This is a genomic window from Actinoplanes sp. NPDC049118 (genome assembly GCF_040648555.1).
Taxonomy (GTDB): domain Bacteria; phylum Actinomycetota; class Actinomycetes; order Mycobacteriales; family Micromonosporaceae; genus Actinoplanes.
Genome location: NZ_JBEZDY010000009.1, coordinates 64,971 through 83,384, shown reverse-complemented (window position 1 = coordinate 83,384; position 18,414 = coordinate 64,971). Strand labels below are relative to the sequence as shown.

The following is an 18,414-nucleotide window of genomic DNA, read 5'->3' as shown; positions in this document are numbered from 1 at the left end:
ATGGTGCTTTGGGTGCTGTGCGCGTGTTTGGCGCGGTGGTGCTTTGGGTGCTGTGCGCGTGTTTGGCGCGGTGGTGCTTTGGGTGCTGTGCGCGTGTCTGGCGCGGTCGTGCTTTGGGTGCTGTGCGCGTGTCTGGCGCGGTGCTCGTCGGTTCGATCCCAGCAAATCCCCACCACCGTATTTGAACAGCCAGAGGGCCCACCGCCATGATCCGATGGCGTGGGCCTTTCGCGTACGGGGTGGCGGGCCTTGTCGATCTCGAGCCTTGGCGGCGCGGTGGGTCAGGAGGCTGGCGCGGGGGCGGCGAGCCACTCCTTGGCCTGGTGCAGCTCCGGCCGCGTGAAGGCGCGTGCCTCGCCGGGCACCATCCAGCCGAACAGGCCCATGGCATGGCGGACCCAGCCGGCGTCGGAGACGACCGCCATCCGCTCCCACGCCTTGTGATGTGACCGCGCGGGCCCGACGCCGAACTTCAGGTCCTCCCAGAACGCGCCCGGTTCGAACCAGCCGAAGTCCTCCTCGACGACGAGCAGGAGCCGCACCCCGCGACCGCCCTCTATCGCGGCCGTCATCGGCGGAAGCAGGACGTTCACGTACTCGTCGCGGCTGACCGGCCCGGAGAATCGGAAGCCGAGGGTGCCGTCCGGCAGGTCGGGAAGTAGCTCGATCATGGGACGACGATGCCCCGGCGGGCCCGCGGGCACCTCATCCGTGATGGGTGATCGCGGGCCGCCCGATTCCCTATGCTGTCGCGACGGGGCGCGGGGCTCCGGCGGGCGGGACCGGAGGGAATCGGCGTTGGGAATGGTGCTGATCGGGCGTCGGCTGTCGGCCGAGGAGTTTCGCCTTTTGCTTGCCGATCCGGCGACGGCCGACACGTTGCTGTACGGCGACCTCGACGACGACGAGGCCGAGATGCCCGAACCCGAGCTGGATCTGGAGAAGTCCTGGCACGGCGTTCATTACCTGCTGACCGGAACCGCATGGGCCACCGACGACGGGGCCGGCGCGGCGATCCTCGGCGGCGACGAGGTCGGCGAGGACGGCGGATACGGGCCGGCCCGGATACTCGGCCCGGAAAGGGTCCGGGCGGTGGCCGCATCACTCGACGCGCTGAATGTCGAGACGCTTCGTGCCCGGTTCGACCCGGACGCGATGGCAGTCGCCGACATCTATCCCTTGGGCTGGGCCGATATCGCGGACGACTTCGACCGCTGCCTTGCGCCCTACTTCATTCAGCTCCGCGATTTCTACCGGTCGGCGGCGTCGAACGGCCAGGCGGTGCTTCTCGCCATAGCTTGACGACGCCGGCCGGCGCGGCGGAGCCGGAATTGCTCCGCGGCCGCGCAAAAAGAGTTCGAAAGGTCCGGCGGAAGGGTCCCGACGCCCCATCGCCCCGCTCGGCATGGCCGGGCGGGGGCGATGGGGTCGTCACGGGGTGATCGCGACGGTGACGGTCGGGTCGGGTCAGCCGACGCCGATGTTGTTGTGTGCCATGACAGGCCGGAACCAGCGGTTGCCCTCGAAGATCGCGTCGTATCCGTTGACCAGCAGGTTCAACACGGAGATCGGCGGCGGAATCGGTCCGTTGCGGCATTCGGCGAAGCCGTTGAGGTCGGTGGTCGCCTCGCACATGAACCAGCGCTCGCCGGTGGTGACGAACTGGATCGGCAGGCCCGCCACCGGGCGGCCGTCAATGGTCGTGAACCGGGCCCGGAGACCGAGCGTCTCGCGCGCGATGACGTCCATGGTGCCGTAGTACGCGACCGCGTTGAGCCGCATCGGCGGCGGCGGCGGCGGTTGCGCCCCGGCAGCCTGTGCTGGGCTGGAGGCGACGATGCTTATCAAGGCCGCGGCGATGGCAAGCCATCGCTTGGTCATTTGCTTCATGGAGCACAAAGTAGGCCATTTGTCTGCTAAACCCGCATGGACACACCCAAGCGTGTTGAAATAGCCACCATCGGGTGGATCGGACACAACATCGCCCGCGTCGGCCGCGGGCGGGGTCGGGGTGCCCGGCGCGCCGTGTCGCCCGACCGCGACGGAGGCTCGCCTCCGCATCCACCCGGGCGGAGTTTCGTCGAGCGGGCCCGGCCCCGCATTGATCGTGCGGCGATTCGCTGGCTCCGGTAAATGCGAAGGCTCGGCGAGAAGCGCGCTCGCGACCCCCGCACGTCGCGCGCCGCGCCCCAATAGTTAAAAGGAAGTGCCGGTTGAGTGGGTGTGTCCGGGGGTGATCGGGCGACCGTGACGAAGGAGAAATCAGGCGGCGCCCGGATCGCTCACAGTCTTCGTCGGCGACGGGCGGCCGATCCGCCGACGTCAGCGGCACAACGGCGAAGCCAGGCACGACGGGTTCCCGCCGCCGGGTCCGACCACATTCGACACGATGGGCAAATGCTATTCGCGTATGCGTCCGTCCGGCCCGGGCCGGACGGGCGCCCGCCGTTCTTCACTTCCGCAGTGGAGAAACACCTCCGGGTGACCACGTTGCAAGATCACCCTGCCGATGTCGCGTTGTTCTACCTTGGACTGCGAAAGCTGCCGTAGCATCCCTGAAAAGCGCATCCGCCGGCGATCGTGCATCGGTGTGTTCTGCGTTTTTCGTGGCGGCTTTCCGGTCGAGCCGTCAACCGCACGCAAGCATGGGGACATCAGTGGACATTGCGATTGTCGGTCTTTCTTGCCGTTTTCCGGGTGCTCGCGACGTCGTCGAGTTCTGGGCAAACTCGTTGAACGGAACTCATCAATTTCGGAGCGTTCCGTCTACCCGATGGAATCACGAGACAGTTTTCTCAACCGATCGCCGTGATGCGAATTGCACGTACACCGATCGGGTGGCCTTCCTCGACGATGTCGAGGACTTCGCCGCCCTGCACCACCGGATTCCGCCGAGGCGTGCCAAGGCGATGGATCCACAGCACCGCCTGCTCATCGACTTGGCCCGGGAGGCGGTGCAGGACGCCGGCTGGGAGCGGTCCGAGTTCGACCGGGCGCGTACCGGGGTCTTCGTCGGTCTCAGCTCGACCGACTACAAGGACGTGGCCGCCGCGCGGGTCATCGCGATGATGCTGGGCGACGGGTCGCTGTCGCCGGATGCGTGCGACGCCGAGTTGCTCGGCGCGGTGTCGCGGGCGGCGGCGCTGGCCATCGACCCACCGCAGTCCTTCTCGCTCGCCGGCTCGCTGCTCAACATGGGGCCCTGCACGGTCAGCGAGCTGCTCGACCTGGGCGGTCCCTCGTTCGCCGTCGACGCGGCGTGTTCGTCGGCGCTGGTCGCGCTGCACCAGGCCGTCAACCACCTGCGGGCAGGGTCGTGCAGCGCGGCGCTGGTCGGCGGGGTCTTCCTCAACCTGACCCCCAATGCGCTGATCGGGTTCTCCCGCGTGGGTGCGCTGTCCGCCGCCGGCGTGTGCCGGCCCTTCGACGCCCGCGCGGACGGATTCGTGCTCGGCGAGGGCGGGGCGCTCGCCGTGTTGCGCCCGCTGCGCGATGCGGTCGCGGCGGGCGACCGGATCTACGCGGTGCTCAACGGCATCGGTACGGGCAACGACGGCAAGGGTTCCGGGCCGATGACCCCGAGGGCCGAGGGGCAGGAGGCGGCGATGCGGGCCGCCTACCAGGACGCGGGTGTCACCCCGGGCGCGATCGACTTCCTGGAGGCGCACGGCACCGGCACCTCGGTGGGCGATCGGGTCGAGATCGAGGCGGTCCGGCGGCTGCGCTCGGGCGGCAGCGCCCGGCGGCGGCCCTGCTACCTGTCCTCCGGCAAGGCGATCATCGGGCACACCCTGCCGGCGGCCGGCGCCGCGGGCGTGCTGCGGACGGCGCTCGCGCTGCACCACCGCACCATGCCCCCGCAGCCGGCCTACACCGCGCACCCCGACCTGCCGCTGGCCGAGGCGGGGCTGGAGATCACCACCGAGGCCCGGCAGTGGCCGGAAGTCCCGGACGACTGCCGCCGCGCCGGCGTCAGCTCGTTCGGCTTCGGCGGCACCAACGTGCACGCCGTGCTCAGCGAGGTGCCCGATCAGCGGGAGCCCGTCGACGCGGACCGGGGCGGCGACGACCGCCCCTGGCTCGTCCTGCTCTCCGCGGACACGCAGGAGCTGCTGGCGGCGTACGCCGAACGGATGGCGGCCGTCGTCGCCGCCGACGCCGCGATGACCCCCGCGGGCGTGGCCCGCACGATGGCCAGCCGCCTGCCGCTGCCCGCCCGCCTGGCCGTGATGTGCCGCAGCCGGACGGAGCTCGTCGACCGGCTCGTGGCCGCCGCGCGGGCGCTGGCCGCCGGTTCGCTCGGCCGCCTCGGGCCCGGCGTGTACGCGGCCGCGGCGCCGCTCCCGCCCGAGCAGCGTCGCCTCGCCTTCCTCTACCCGGGCCAGGGGTCGCTGCGGGCGGGTGTGCTGCGCGACCTGGTCGCCCGCTTCCCCGTGCTCGACCGGCACGTGCGGCCGCTCACCGACCTGGTCGATCAGCGCACCGGTACCCCGGTCTCCAAGCTGCTGTGCGAGGAGCCCGGCCCGGACGCCGAGGCGGAGGTGAGCGCGACCCGGATCTGCCAGCCCGCGCTGGGCGTGGCCGGCATCCCGATGACCCAGCTGCTCGCCGACTGCGGGGTGACGCCGCAGGTGACGCTCGGGCACAGCGCCGGTGAGGTGGTCGCGGCCGTCGCCGCCGGCGCGCTGACGGCCGGTGACGGCATCGAGTTCCTGGTCGACCGCGGCGCCGCCGTGACCGCCTGCGAGGAGCCGCCGCCCGGCGCCATGGCGGCGGTGAAGATCGGCCCGGCCGGGTTCGAGGAGCTGCGCGCCGGCATCGAGGGCGTCTGGGCCGGCTGCTACAACCATCCGACGCAGACGGTGGCCAGCGGTCACCGGGACGCGGTCGCGCGCCTGCTGGAACGGTGCCGCGACCGCGGTGTCCAGGCGGTGCCGCTGTCGGTCTCGCACGCCTTCCACTCGCCGCTGCTCGCCGGCGTCGACACCCTGGTGGCCGCACACGCGGCGGAGCTGACCGTCAGCACGCCCGGCCGGACGCTGGTGTCCAGCGTGGATCCGGGCGCGGCGACCGACCCGGACACGCTGCGCGGCCTGTGGGGCCGCCAGGGCTCCTCACCCGTGCTGTTCCGCGACGCCGTCGACGTCGCCGTCGACTCCGGTGCGCGCATCCTGGTGCAGGTCTGCGCCGGGGACGCCCTGCTCGGCATGGCCGCGCAGACGCCGTCGGCGAAGGCGCTGGAGGCGATCGCGCTGATGCCGGCGGAACCCGACGACGGCTACGCGCTGCTCGAAGGGCTGGGTCGGCTGGCCGTCGCCGGCGTACCGGTGAACCTCACGCCGCTCTTCGCGGGGCGGCACGTGCCGCTGCTGACCCTGCCGCCGTCTCCCGTGGCAACACAGCACTACTCGATCCGCCGTACCGCACGCGACGGTCGCCCGCGACCGGCCGCCGCGCGTGCCGGCCGCCCGCCGGCCGCGGCCGTGCCGGCGCTGCCCACCCGGACCGAGTCCCGTCCACCGGAGCGCGCCGCGCTCCGGGCCGTAACCAGGAATGGAGAGCGGACGCCCATGAACGACGTCATCCTGCTTCTGCGGGAGCAACTCGCTGCCCTGCAGAGCTTCAGCGCCGAGCCGCTGGAACACTATGCCGGCGCCGGCATGCGGGACATCGCGCCGTCATCCGGTGCGGTGCGCTCCACGGCGGATGCCACCGTCTCGCACCCGCCGGCCGCGGCGGAGCTGCCGGCCGCTCCCGCGACCCGTGCGCCGGTACCCGCGCAGAAGGTGTCCCCGAGCGATGCCGACCAGATCCTGGCCGAGCTGGGTGTCATCGTGGGCCGGATCAGCGCCTACCCGCCCGACCTGGTCAGTGCGGAGCAGTCGTTCGCCGCCGACCTGGGCTTCGACTCGATCATGAGTTCCGAGCTGACCGCGGCCGTGAAGCGCCGCTGGCCGCACCTGTCCCTGAACCCCGCCGACGTGTTCGGCATCACCACGGTCGGTGAGCTCGCGCAGGCGCTGGCCAGGGCGCAGCAGGGTGGTTCGGCGGCGCCGGCGCGGCCGGTCGTCGAGCTCACCCCGGTCGTCGCGCCCGCGATCGCCGCGGAGTCCGGGCCCCGCCCGGTGTGGCCCGAGCCGCGCAGCTCCGAGGTCGCCGACGTGGCGTACCTGCCCGAGGTCGTCGAGTTCCAGCAGCGCGGCGTGATGCTCGAGCGGTTGCAGGTGGCCAACCCCTACTTCCTCGTGCACGACAGCGTGATCGACAGCCGGACCCGGGTCGGCGGGCGCCAGCTGATCTCCTTCTCCAGCTACAACTACCTCGGGCTGGCCGGGCACCCGGAGGTCGCGCAGGCGGTCAAGGAGGCGGTGGACCGGTACGGCTCCTCGGTGTCCGCCGCGCGGATCCTGTCCGGCAACCGCGCCCTGCACGACGAGCTCGACCGGGCCCTGGCGGACCTGGTCGGCGCCGAGGACGCCATCACGCTGGTCGGCGGGCACTCCACAAACGTCGGCGTGATCGGCCACCTGGTCGGCCCGGACGACCTGATCGTGCACGACGCCCTCGCGCACGACAGCATCCTGCAGGGCTGCCGCCTCTCCGGCGCGAGCCGCCAGCCGTTCCCGCACCAGGACATCGACGCCCTGGACACGCTGCTGGAACGGATCCGCGACCGCTACCGCCGCGTGCTGATCGTGGTGGAGGGCATCTACAGCATGGACGGCGACATCTGCGACCTGCCGGCCCTCATCGCGCTCAAGAAGCGGCACGGCGCTCTGCTCATGGTGGACGAGGCACACAGCATCGGGGTGCTCGGCGCGACCGGCGGCGGCGTCGGTGAGCACTTCGGCGTCGACCGCGGCGACGTCGACGTGTGGATGGGCACGCTGTCGAAGTCGCTGGCGAGCTGCGGGGGCTACGTCGCCGGCCGGCACGAGCTGATCGAGTACTTCCGGTACACGCTGCCGGGATTCATCTTCAGCGCCGGGATGAGCCCGGCGAACGCCGCCGCGGCGCTGGCCGCGATGCAGATCTTCCGCGAGGAGCCGGAGCGGCTGGTCCGGTTGCACGACCGCGCCGCCCTGTTCCTGCGCCTCGCCCGGGAGGCCGGTATCGACGTCGGTACCAGCGCGGGCACGCCGGTGATCCCGTGCATCACCGGCGACTCCGTCAAGGCGTTGCAGCTCTCCGACACGCTGCTGAAGAACGGCGTCAGCGCGAACCCGATCCTGTACCCGGCGGTGAAGGAGCAGCTGGCGCGACTGCGGTTCTTCGTCACCGCCGAGCACAGCCCCGAGGACATCGAGACCACCGTCGATCTTCTGGCCCGAAACCTCGATCCGGCGTGCCTGGTCACCGTGCCGCAACCGGCATGACCCGCGGCCTCCTTCGCAGATTGCGCCTGACATGACCCCTGTGAAATCTCCGCCGACCCGGGCCGGCCGGCACAGCAGGGTCACCACCCTCCGCCCGGGTACCGGCGCGGTCCTGCCGTTCGTCGCGCGTCGCCCGAAGCTCGTCATCCTCACCGCGTTGCTGCTGGCGGCGCTGGCGATCGCCTTCAGCGGCGACGTGGTGGGTGCGCTGAAGACCGGCGGCTTCGACGACGCCCGCTCGGACTCGGTGCGGGGGCGGACGATGCTCGCCCAGCACTTCCGCGGTGCCGACCCGAATCTCGTCATCATGGTCGAGAAGCCGGGCGGCAACGTGTTCGACCGTGACGCCGGCGACGCGGCGCGACAGGTCATCCGGCGCCTGGCCGTGGCGCCCGGTGCCAACGTCGTGGGCGTGTACTGGGACGACATGCTCCCGCAGCTGGTCAACCGCGCCGGCGACAAGGGCATCGTGCTGGTGCACGTGGACGGTGACGAGGACCAGAGCGCGCAGCGGGTCCTCGACCTGCACGAGGATCTGGCCGGCACCACCGGTGCCGTGCGGGTGTCCTTCGGCGGTCTGACCCAGATCAACAACGACATCAACGATCAGGTGGCCGCCGACCTCGCCAGGGCCGAGTCCATCGCGATCCCGATCACCCTGGTGTTGCTGTTGCTGGTCTTCGGCACCGTCTGGGCGGCCGGTGCCCCGCTGCTGATCGGCATCTTCTCGATCCTCATGACCCTGGGGGTGCTGCGGCTGCTGGCCGTCTTCACCGACGTGTCGGTCTTCTCGGTCAACATGGCCACGGCGCTCGGCCTCGGCCTGGCGGTCGACTACAGCCTGCTCTTCGTCTCGCGCTACCGGGAGCAACGCGGCCGCGACAAGGACGTGATCTCCGCGCTCGGCGTCACCATGCGTACCGCCGGCCGGACGATCCTGTTCAGCGCGGCCACCGTCGCGGTGGCGCTGTGCAGCCTGCTGGTCTTCCCGCAGTACTTCCTGCGCTCGTTCGCGTACGCCGGTATCGCCGTCGTCATGACGACGGTCGGTGCCGCCCTGCTGGTGCTGCCGGCCCTGCTCGTCCTGCTCGGAGACCGCATCGACAAGTGGTCGCTGTGGCCCCGGCGCCGTTCGGCCGGCGGCGACACCGCCTTCTGGGGCCGGGTCGCGGGGTACGTGCTGCGCCGCCCGGTGCTGACGGCGGCGCCGGTGGTGCTCGTGCTGCTCGTGCTCGCGCTGCCGTTCGGCCATGTGGGGTTCGGCGTCGCCGACGACCGGGTGCTGCCCGCCCATGCGGAGAGCCGGGTGGTCGCCGACTCGATACGGGGCGATTTCGCCGGTACCGGGAACAGTGCCGTCGTCATCGTCGCGGAGCACTGGGGGCACGGGCCGGACGGCGTCCTCCGGGCGGCCGATTACGCCGCCCGGGTCTCCGGGATCGACGGGGTCGTCCGGGTCGACAGCGTTGCCGGCTCCTTCGCCGGCGGCACCGCGGTCGGCACGGCCGCGCCGCCCGCCGCCTTCATCGCCGGCGACACGGCCTGGTTCTCGGTGCTCAGCAACGTCGAACCGTACTCGGACCGCGGCGCCGAACTGGCCCGCGCCATCCGTGCCGCGCCGGTACCGCACGAAGTTCCGGTGCTCGTCTCCGGGCTGGCCGCGCAGCTCGTGGACATGACCGGCTCGATCGGCGGCCGGTTGCCGGTCGCGCTGGTGCTGATCGCCTGCACCACGTTCGCGCTGCTGTTCCTGCTGACCGGGAGCGTGCTGCTGCCGATCAAGGCGCTGCTGCTGAACCTGCTGACGATGAGCGCGGTCTTCGGCGTCGCCGTCTGGGTCTTCCAGGACGGTCATCTCGCCGATGTGCTGGGCCATACCGCGACGCCGCTGGCGGTGGCCATGCCGGTGCTGCTGTTCTGCGTCGCGTTCGGACTGTCGATGGACTACGAGGTCTTCGTGCTCTCGCGCATCATCGAACGGCACGGTCAGGGCGCCGATCTGCACACCTCGGTCGTCGACGGGCTGTCCCGCAGCGGCCGGGTGATCAGCGCCGCCGCGGCGATCCTGTCGGTGTCGTTCTTGGCCATGCTCTCGTCCGGGGTGTCATTCATCCAGTTCTTCGGCCTCTGCGCCAGCCTCGCGATCATTCTCGACGCGCTGCTGGTGCGCCCGGTGCTGGTACCCGCCCTGATGCGGCTGGCCGGGCGCTGGAACTGGTGGGCACCGCGGCCGCTGCGCGCGCTGCATGACCGGCTCGGGCTGCGGGAGCATTCCTGACGCCCGGCGTGGCCGGTCCGGGCGCGGACCGGCCACGCCGGGCGGAACACCCAGTGGGATTTTGCACTCAATGTGCGCTTGTCTCGGTGTGCGGAGAAATCTAGCGTCACACCATGCCTGCTTCATGGACGTTCGCCGTGGCCCGCGACGACCTCGGCGAGACGACGCTCATCGATGGTGAGACGCCCGCGCTGTCCGACGGCGAGGCCCTGCTGCGGGTGGACCGCGTCGGCCTCACCGCCAACAACGTGACCTACGCGGTGCTCGGCGAGTCGATGCGTTACTGGCAGTTCTTCCCGCCCGAGGCGCGGGGGCTCGGGCGGCGGTGGGGTTTGCCGCCGCTGTGGGGCTTCGCCGACGTGGTCGAGTCGACGGTACCGGGCGTCGCGGCGGGTCTACGGGTCTACGGCTATCTCCCCTCCGCCGGCCACCTGGTGGTGCGGCCGGACCGGGTGGACGCGTCCGGGTTCCGCGACGCGAGCGCGCACCGCTGCGACCTGCCGTCGCCGTACAACGCGTACCGGGCGACCGCCGGCGACCCGGCCTACCGCCCGGACCTCGAGGACCTGCTGATCCTGTTCAGGCCGCTCTTCTTCACCTCCTTCATGCTGGCCGACCAGGTCATCGACGAGGACTGCTACGGCGCGGCGTCACTGGTGCTCTCCTCGGCGTCCAGCAAGACCGCCTACGCCGCCGCGTTCGAGCTGCACGGCCGCGGCCCGCGCCTGGTCGGGCTCACCTCACCCGGCAACCTCGAGTTCACGCGGTCACTCGGCTGCTACGACGAGGTCGTCTCCTACGACGAGGCCGGCGGCCTTCCCGCGGTCCCGACCGCCTATCTCGACCTGTCCGGGGCGCCCTCGACCCGCGCCGCCCTGCGACGGCGCCTCGGCGAACTGCTGGTACGGGACGTCGCGGTCGGACTCACCAACAAGATCCCGAACGCCGACGCCGCCGGGGAGGTGTTCTTCGCGCCGGCGCGGATGCGCAAGCGCCGCCTGGACTGGGGCCGCGAGGAGCTCGACCGGCGGTTCGCCGAGGCCTGGCAGCGGTTCGCGGGTGTCGTCGGCGGGTGGCTCGACGTCCGGGTCGGCGCGGGTCCCGATGCCCTGCGGGGCGCTTGGCTCGAGGTCCTCGAGGGCCGCACGCCGGCGCGCACGGGCCGGGTCGTCCAGCTGTGAGCCGGCCCCGCGGCCACTCCGCGGATGTGGCGTAGGACGTCCAACCGCAGGTCGCCCGATGGTGTCGGAGGCCCAGCACCTAGGGTGGTGCCCGTGCGTGACATCGCGGTGTTCACCGGGAGTGCCCATCCGGAGCTGGCGGCAGAGATCTGCGAGCACCTGGGCGTGCCGCTGCTACCCACCAGGACGTCCCGGTTCGCCAACGACTGCATCGAGGTGCAGCTGCAGGGCAACTGCCGCGAACGCGACGTCTTTCTGATCCAGCCCCTCGTGCCGCCCGTGCAGGAGAACCTCGTCGAGCTGCTGTTCATGCTCGACGCCGCCCGGGGCGCCTCGGCGGGGCGGATCACCGTGGTGCTGCCGCACTACGCGTACGCCCGCAGCGACAAGAAGGACGCGCCGCGCATCTCGATCGGCGGTCGCCTGGTCGCGGACCTGCTGCAGACCGCGGGCGCGCACCGGATCCTCGCGATGACCCTGCACTCGCCGCAGGTGCACGGCTTCTTCAGTGTCCCGGTCGACCACCTGCACGCCCTGCGCGAGCTGGCACACCACTTCCGCGGCTACGACCTGAGCAACACCGTGGTGGTCTCGCCGGACCTCGGCAACGCCAAGGAGGCGGCGGCGTTCGCCCGGATGCTCGACATCGAGGTCGCGGCGGGCGCCAAGCAGCGGTTCGCGGACGACAAGGTCGTGATCAGCTCGGTGATCGGCGAGGTGACCGACCGCGACGTGATCGTGCTGGACGACGAGATCGCCAAGGGGAGCACGGTCTTCGAGCTGCTCGACCGGCTCCGCGAGCGCAACGCCCGCAGCGTCCGGGTGGCCTGCACGCACGGGCTCTTCACCGCCGACGCGGTGGCCCGGCTCTCGGCGGAGAAGGACATCGAGGAGATCGTCTGCACCAACACCGTGCCGATCCCGGCGCACACCCGCACCGAGAAGCTCACCGTGCTGTCGGTGGCGCCGGCGCTGGCGGAGGCGATGCGCCGCATCCACAACGGCGAGTCGGTCAGCGCGCTGTTCGCCTGAGCCGGCCCGGCGGTCAGTCGTCGGATCGGCGCGAGGGCTGCGGCCCGCAGAGCGACAGGATCGCCCCGAGCAGCGTCGAGCGGGTGAACGGCTTCTCCAGCAGCATGCTGTTCTCGTCCAGGTGCAGTTGCGGCCCGAGCGACGCGGCCGTGTAGCCCGACATGTAGAGCACGGGCAGGTCCGGGTGGTGGGTGCGCAGCGCGGCGGCCAGCTCGGGCCCGGTCATCGTCGGCATCACCACGTCGGTGATCAGCAGGTCCGGCTGCGCGCCCGCGGCGACCTGGGTGACCGCGGTCAGCGCGTCGGTCGCCACCGTGATCTCGTAGCCGGCCGGCTCGATCAGCCGCTGCACCAGCTGGGCGACCTCGGGCTGGTCCTCGACGATCAGCACCCGCCCGATCACCGCCGGCGTGGCCCGCCGGTCGACCGCCGAACGCTGTTCGGCCGCGGGCAGGTACAGGTGCACCGTCGTGCCCATCCGCGGCTCAGACTCCAGCGAGATGTGCCCGCCGATGCCCTTCACGATGCCGGCGGTGGTGGCCAGGCCCAGCCCGGCGGCGGTCGGCCGGGTGGTGAAGAACGGTTCGAGGGCCCGCTTACGGGTCTCGTCGGTCATGCCGACGCCGGTGTCCTGGATGACCATGTGCACGAGGCGGCCGTCCGGCGCGTCCTCGGCGAGCTGGCCCTTCTCGATGATCTCGTTGGTCGCCGCCACCCGCAGCATCCCGCCGTGCAGCATCGCGTCGCGGGCGTTCGCCGCCAGGTTCACCAGCGCCTGCTCCAGCGGGCCGCGCTCCGCCTTGACCGGCCAGACGTCGGGGCCGAACGCCAGGTCGAGGCCGATGCGCTCGCCCAGCGTACGGCTGAAGAGGCTCTGCACGTCGGTGAGCAGGTCCGGGATCGGGATGATCTCGGGCCGGTTGCCCTCGGTCCGGCCGAAGGCCAGGAGCTGGTGCGTCAGCGTCCGCCCGGTGTTGACCGCCTCCATGATGTCCTTGGCCATCTGGTGCTGCGGCGAGCCCTCGGCGGTGGTCGTGGCGATCATGTCGGCGGAGCCCTGCACGACGGTCATCAGGTTGTTGAAGTCGTGCGAGATGCCGCCGATGAGCTGGCCCATGCTGTCGAGCCGGCGCAGGTGGTCGAGCTGGCGCTTGAGGCCGCGCGCATCGATGTGGTCCGTGGTGTCGGTGATCATGCAGAGCACGTGGCCGTGCTGCCCGTGCTCGTCGTCCAGCGGCATCATGCTCATCCGCACGCTGCGCTGCGAGCCGTCGGCGCGCATCAGCCGGGTCGCGCCGACCGTCGAGCGGCCCGCCCGGCACTCGGCGAGGCGGCGCATCAGCTCCTTCTGGCCGTGGTCGTCGAGGAAGCCGCGCAGCGAGACCCCGATCAGCTGGGCCCGGGGCATGCCGAGGACGACGCCGATCGGCTCGTTCGCGTACGTGGCCACGCCCTCCTCGTCGAGTTGCAGCACGCCCTCCGGGATGGTCTCCAGGACCCGGCGGTAGCGCTCCTCGCTGGCCCGCAGCCGCTCCTGTGCGCGGGCCGACGACAGCGCCAGCGACAACTCCCCGGCGATGTCCCGGGCCAGCTCGACCTCGGCCTCGGTGTAGATCGCGCCCGGTGCGCCGCGGACCAGCATCAGATAGCCGGTGTAGGTGTTGTCGACGATCACCGGGCAGAGCACGGCCGCGTGCACGGCGGGCTGCCGGACGCCCGGTTCCTCGTGGGCCTGCTGCCGCGGACGGGGCAGCTCGGTGAGCGGCTCGGTGCCCTCGCCGGCCAGCACGACCGGGCGGCGGCTGGCGGCCAGCCCGGTCGAGAAGTCGTCGTCGGGCAGCTGGCCCTCGCGGTCGAGCAGCCGGGCGTACGGCGCGGAGAGCTGGTCGTCGGGATGGTGGAACGTGATCGCGTCGTACCGGCCGTCGTCGCCGATCAGGAGGATCCCGGCACCGTCGCCGATCATGTCGGCGGCGGCCTGAACCGCGGTGGCACGGACCTTGGCCTCGTCCTGGGCCTCGCGGCTGAGGGCCAGCGCCAAGTCGGCCAACGCGTACCGGAGCGGATATGCCATGACACCCATGCAGTTCACTATCTGCAATAGCGGGGTGCGGCGCGGGCGTTTCCCATCAAAGCAACCGTCCGGCCGAGGTCTTCGCCCCCGTCAGGCGGTGGCGAACCAGCGTTCGGCGAGCGATGCGAAGGTCTGTTCGGCCGGCGCGGGCAGCCGCCGCAGGTACGCGCCGACGTTACTGTAGTAATGCAGCAACGTCCAGGCCATCAGCCGCCGCCGGAGTTCGCGGTCCGGCTCGATCCCGTACGCCCGCAGCATCCGCCCGTAGAACCGCCCGTCGCCGTTCGCGAGGAACACCGCGGGCCCGACGAAGTCGTACTCGGCGGCGCCCCGCATGGCCGGCTCGAAGTCGATCAGTCCGGTCAGCCGGCCGTCGGCGTAGAGCAGGTGCTCGTCGAGGATCTCGGTGTGCACCAGCACCGGCGCCGCGTCGCCGAGCGGCACCTCGGCCAGGAAGGGCGTGATCTGCGCGACCCAGGCAGCGTCGAGCCCGAGCGCCCGTTGCCGGCCCGCGCACCCGTTCGCCTGGTCCTCGACGAACTCGGGCCAGTCGGCGGGCCACCACTCGTCGATCTCGGGGACGGCCACGGTGTGCAGGGCGGCGATCGCCTCGCCCAGCTGATCGGCCAGGGCGTCCCGTTCCGGCGGGGAGAGGCCCGGCCAGACCGAGGCGAGCGACACCCCGGGCATCCGGTCCATCAGGACGTAGCCCCACCGCTCGAAGCTGCCGGAGGCGTGCACGCCGGGTGTCGGCACCGGGAGGCGGCCGTGCACCGCCGCCAGGACGCCGGCCTCGACCGGCAACTCGTCGATGTGCACCGGCGGGAAGAGCTTCAGGACCAGATCGCCGACGGCGTACACGGGAAGTGATCCGGTCGGGTAGCGCGCCGCCGCCGCGGTGACGCCGAGCGAGGCGCAGAGGGCGCGCACGCCGGGGCCGAGGGCCTCCTCGTCGCGGGCGACGAAGTCGAAATCCTCCTCATCGTCGGCGCAGGGCCAGATCGTGTCGACGTTTTCCCTGGTCAAGTGCGATCCACCTCGATGAACGACGGGCTGGGGCTGCGGTGACGGGTAGGGCCGGACAACCACCTCACGTGCGAACTCCGACCCTGTAACTTGCAAGTTGATCCGGACAAACAGCATTATTCCGGTCGGTTCGAGCTTGGCTGACCGTGCGCCCGGTTCGACGACGGAGAACACCGCAGCGGCCGGAAGGACACGACCACGGTGGACCAGGATCCCACGGGCAGCGGCACACGCCCGGATTCCCTCGGCGCGTCGACCCTCGATCTGAGCGGGCGGTGCGTCGGCAGCTCGTACCTCCTCGTCCGTCCCATCGGGCAGGGTGCGACCGGCACGGTGTGGCGCGGGGTCGACCGTTCCTCGGGCGAGCCGGTCGCGGTCAAGCTGCTGCACGAGAGCCTGCTGCGCCAGCCGAAGCTGGTCACCCGCTTCGTGCAGGAACGCACGATCCTGATGATGCTGCGGCACCGCAACGTGGTGCGGGTGCGGGACCTGTTCAGCGTCGGCGAGTCGCTGGGCCTGGTCATGGACCTGGTCCCGGGCGGCAGCCTGCGCGAATACCTGCGGGAGCACCACACGCTGCGGCCGGGCGAGGCGGCCCGCCTCGCCGCCCAGGTCGCCGCCGCCCTGGCCGAGGCGCACGAGCTGGGCATCGTGCACCGCGACCTGAAGCCGGACAACATCCTGCTGCACCGCGAGGACGGGCAGCTCGACATCCGGCTGACCGACTTCGGCATCGCCCGGGTGCTGAACACGCCGAGCCTCACCACGCCGAACGCCGTCGTCGGCACGCCGCACTACATGTCACCTGAGGCGTTCCACGGCACGCCGACCAGCCCGGCCGCCGACGTGTACGCGCTCGGCGTGCTGATCTACGAAACGGTCTGCGGGCGGCCGCCGTACGACAGCGACAACGTCCACGAGCTGATGCAGCTGCACCTGCAGGGCGACCCGGAGCGGCCGCCCGGCGTCCCGGACGAGATCTGGGACGTCATCGTCGGCTGCCTCGACCAGAAGCCCCGGCTGCGCCCGACCGCCGCCGAACTGATCGCGGACCTCAGCGACGTCGCCCGGCGTGCGGCGGACGCGCCGGCGCTGCCCAGGCCGGCCGGGACGCCGTCGCGCCCTCCGGCACCGTCGTGCACCCCCGACGCCCCGCCGCCCGCGCCGGTGCACCCCTCCCTCGCCGGGCGGCCGAAGCTGCCCGCGCCGCGCGGCCGCAACCAGCCGGCGAGCTGGCGATGGGGGCGGCCGTGGGCGATGATCGGGCTGGTCGCCGCCGCGATCCTGGCCTCCGGCGTGACGACGACGGCCTGGCATCTCGGCCGCGGTAACGACCCGGGCGCCGACGCCGTGGCGCAGGCGCCGGCCCCGCAGGCCCCGCGGGCCCGGCCGGCCGGCTCGGCCGCGGCGTCGGCGGCGTCCACGCCGCCCGCGCCGGCGAAGACCGCGGCGCCGGCCCAGGGTGCCGCCGGGCGGCGGCAGTCGCCCATCGCGGCGCAGGCGCTCACCCCGGCACGCCCGCGCAAGTCCCAGGAGACCCGCCGGCCCGCCGGGCGGCAGGGCGCCGGCACCCGGGCCCCGGTGCGCGAGGCCAAGGAGTACGGCCCGGAGAGCTGCCGCAGGCAGTTCACGGTCGTCAACTTCAGCAACCCGATGCTGCTCAACGCCTGCCACGCGATCGGCGCCAAGGTGCAGATCCGCGCCGTGATGACCGCGCCGAGCCGGGGCGAGGGCCGGATCTCGGTGGCCCTGCGGGACCTCGGCACCGGGCGCCTCGCCGGCGCCCCGAAGGTCTGCGCGGGCCTCGGCTTCAGCCGGGAGCGGGCGATGCACGACTGCGGCCCGGTGACCCTCAACCCGCCGCGGGGCCACCGCTACGAGGTCGTTCTGGCGTGGTCCTTCACCGCCGCCGGCCGGCCGGCGGCGACGGGCGAGGTGACGGGCGACGACTTCGGCTGGTGACCGGCCTGCGGAAATAGGGTCGCACCCACACGTGTTACCGCCTACCGTGATCGCCATGTTCGCCGCGCCCGGTCTGCAGCTGCCCGCAGGGTTCACCCTGCCGGTGGCTCCCGCGTGCGATACGCGAATCTGACCCTTCCCCAAGCCGCAGCAGAACCCGGGGAAGGGTAGCCCCGTGCCGGTTCTGGCGCGTGTCCCTGGGCAAGACCCGCGTTCCGCCTGCCGACCCGACGTTTCTCGCATCCAGTGAGGACAGGAACTCCCATGGCCAAGAGCCAGTTCGTCCGTACCAAGCCACACCTGAACATCGGCACGATGGGTCACGTCGACCACGGCAAGACGACCCTGACCGCCGCCATCACGAAGGTCCTCGCCGACCGCGACCCGGCCGCCAACCGGTTCGTCGCCTTCGAGGGCATCGACAAGGCGCCCGAGGAGGCCCTGCGCGGCATCACCATCAACATCTCCCACGTCGAGTACGAGACCGCCAACCGCCACTACGCCCACGTCGACATGCCGGGGCACGCCGACTACGTGAAGAACATGATCACGGGGGCGGCGCAGGTGGACGGCGCGATCCTGGTGGTCTCGGCGCAGGACGGCGCCATGCCGCAGACCCGCGAGCACGTGCTGCTCGCCCAGCGGGTCGGCGTGCCGTACCTGGTCGTAGCGCTCAACAAGAGCGACGCGGTCGAGGACGCCGAGCTGCTCGACCTGGTCGAGCTGGAGGTGCGTGAGCTGCTCGGCGAGTACGGCTTCCCCGGCGACGAGGTCCCGGTGGTGCGCGTCAGCGCGCTGAAGGCCCTCGAGGGCGAGCCGCGGTGGACCCGGTCCATCGTGGACCTGCTCGACGCCGTCGACGCCTACGTGCCGGTTCCGCCGCGGGAGCTGGGTGAGCCGTTCCTCATGCCGATCGAGAACGTGCTCACCATCAGCGGCCGCGGCACGGTCGTCACCGGGAAGATCGAGCGCGGCACGCTGCGCGTCGGCGAGCCGGTCGAGGTCGTGGGCCTCGGCCCGACGGTGGCGACGGTCGCCACCGGCCTCGAGACGTTCGGCAAGTCGCTGCCGGTCGCGGAGGCCGGCGACAACGCGGCGGTGCTGCTCCGCGGCATCAAGCGCGACCAGGTCCAGCGCGGCCAGGTCGTGGCGCTGCCCGGCAGCGTCACCCCGCACCGCGAGTTCCGCGCGCGGCTGTACGCCCTGAGGAAGGAGGAGGGTGGAAGGCACACGCCGTTCGTGGCGAACTACCGCCCGCAGTTCTTCTTCCGCACCACGGACGTCTCCGGCGCGATCGACCTGGGCGAGCTGCCGATGGTCATGCCGGGCGACACGGTGGAGCTGACCGTGCACCTGGGCAAGGAGGTCGCGATGGACGTCGGCCTCGGCTTCGCGGTCCGCGAGGGCGGCCACACGGTGGCGGCCGGAACGGTCACGGAACTGCTCGACTGACGTGGCGGGGCCGCCCTGATCCCCAGGGCGGCC

At 71.9% G+C, this 18,414-nt stretch carries 11 protein-coding genes; 7 read left to right on the top strand and 4 right to left on the bottom strand.

The window, feature by feature from the left end:
* Nucleotides 1-281: 281 nt before the first annotated feature.
* A complete protein-coding gene (locus tag AB0B58_RS15885; protein WP_360223816.1) occupies nucleotides 282-671 on the bottom strand; it encodes an STAS/SEC14 domain-containing protein in 390 nt (129 codons plus the stop codon).
* Nucleotides 672-804: 133 nt separating this feature from the next.
* On the opposite strand from AB0B58_RS15885, the gene AB0B58_RS15880 reads away from it, so the two are divergent.
* Complete coding sequence (locus AB0B58_RS15880; protein WP_360224221.1) at nucleotides 805-1,302, top strand: YfbM family protein; 498 nt, start codon at nucleotides 805-807, stop codon at nucleotides 1,300-1,302.
* 165 nt (nucleotides 1,303-1,467) lie between these two features.
* Here AB0B58_RS15880 and AB0B58_RS15875 read toward each other — a convergent pair whose 3' ends face one another.
* Nucleotides 1,468-1,977 (bottom strand): hypothetical protein, encoded by a 510-nt coding sequence (locus tag AB0B58_RS15875; protein WP_360223814.1) that lies wholly within the window; start codon nucleotides 1,975-1,977, stop codon nucleotides 1,468-1,470.
* 668 nt (nucleotides 1,978-2,645) lie between these two features.
* Between AB0B58_RS15875 and AB0B58_RS15870 the strand changes: the two genes are divergently transcribed.
* From AB0B58_RS15870 to AB0B58_RS15855, 4 genes are all read left to right on the top strand, one after another.
* Nucleotides 2,646-7,376, top strand: coding sequence for an aminotransferase class I/II-fold pyridoxal phosphate-dependent enzyme (locus AB0B58_RS15870; RefSeq protein WP_360224219.1), 4,731 nt, complete (start codon nucleotides 2,646-2,648; stop codon nucleotides 7,374-7,376).
* A gap of 31 nt (nucleotides 7,377-7,407) precedes the next feature.
* A complete protein-coding gene (locus AB0B58_RS15865; protein WP_360223812.1) occupies nucleotides 7,408-9,654 on the top strand; it encodes an MMPL family transporter in 2,247 nt (748 codons plus the stop codon).
* A gap of 113 nt (nucleotides 9,655-9,767) precedes the next feature.
* On the top strand, nucleotides 9,768-10,835 hold the full coding sequence (locus tag AB0B58_RS15860) for a DUF2855 family protein (protein ID WP_360223810.1): 1,068 nt from the start codon (nucleotides 9,768-9,770) through the stop codon (nucleotides 10,833-10,835).
* A gap of 93 nt (nucleotides 10,836-10,928) precedes the next feature.
* Complete coding sequence (locus AB0B58_RS15855; RefSeq protein ID WP_360223808.1) at nucleotides 10,929-11,867, top strand: ribose-phosphate pyrophosphokinase; 939 nt, start codon at nucleotides 10,929-10,931, stop codon at nucleotides 11,865-11,867.
* Between the two features lie 13 nt (nucleotides 11,868-11,880).
* Here AB0B58_RS15855 and AB0B58_RS15850 read toward each other — a convergent pair whose 3' ends face one another.
* The gene (locus tag AB0B58_RS15850; protein WP_360223806.1) at nucleotides 11,881-13,950 is read right to left on the bottom strand and encodes a response regulator; all 2,070 of its coding nucleotides are present in this window, start codon (nucleotides 13,948-13,950) and stop codon (nucleotides 11,881-11,883) included.
* Between the two features lie 81 nt (nucleotides 13,951-14,031).
* Nucleotides 14,032-14,967, bottom strand: a complete 936-nt coding sequence (locus AB0B58_RS15845) for an aminoglycoside 3'-phosphotransferase/choline kinase family protein (RefSeq protein WP_360223804.1) — start codon at nucleotides 14,965-14,967, stop codon at nucleotides 14,032-14,034.
* A gap of 201 nt (nucleotides 14,968-15,168) precedes the next feature.
* On the opposite strand from AB0B58_RS15845, the gene AB0B58_RS15840 reads away from it, so the two are divergent.
* Nucleotides 15,169-16,929, top strand: coding sequence for a protein kinase domain-containing protein (locus tag AB0B58_RS15840; RefSeq protein ID WP_360223802.1), 1,761 nt, complete (start codon nucleotides 15,169-15,171; stop codon nucleotides 16,927-16,929).
* 264 nt (nucleotides 16,930-17,193) lie between these two features.
* Entirely contained in the window at nucleotides 17,194-18,381 is a 1,188-nt protein-coding gene (gene tuf, locus AB0B58_RS15835) for an elongation factor Tu (protein WP_360223800.1), read from the top strand.
* The last annotated feature ends 33 nt before the right edge of the window (nucleotides 18,382-18,414 follow it).

Excerpts from the sequence above, each read along its gene's own strand:
- AB0B58_RS15885 (WP_360223816.1), bottom strand. The coding sequence starts at position 671 with ATGATCGAGCTACTTCCCGACCTGCCGGACGGCACCCTCGGCTTCCGA.
- AB0B58_RS15880 (WP_360224221.1), top strand. The coding sequence starts at position 805 with ATGGTGCTGATCGGGCGTCGGCTGTCGGCCGAGGAGTTTCGCCTTTTG.
- AB0B58_RS15870 (WP_360224219.1), top strand. The coding sequence starts at position 2,646 with ATGGGGACATCAGTGGACATTGCGATTGTCGGTCTTTCTTGCCGTTTT.
- AB0B58_RS15865 (WP_360223812.1), top strand. The coding sequence starts at position 7,408 with ATGACCCCTGTGAAATCTCCGCCGACCCGGGCCGGCCGGCACAGCAGG.
- AB0B58_RS15860 (WP_360223810.1), top strand. The coding sequence starts at position 9,768 with ATGCCTGCTTCATGGACGTTCGCCGTGGCCCGCGACGACCTCGGCGAG.
- AB0B58_RS15850 (WP_360223806.1), bottom strand. The coding sequence starts at position 13,950 with ATGGGTGTCATGGCATATCCGCTCCGGTACGCGTTGGCCGACTTGGCG.
- tuf (WP_360223800.1), top strand. The coding sequence starts at position 17,194 with ATGGCCAAGAGCCAGTTCGTCCGTACCAAGCCACACCTGAACATCGGC.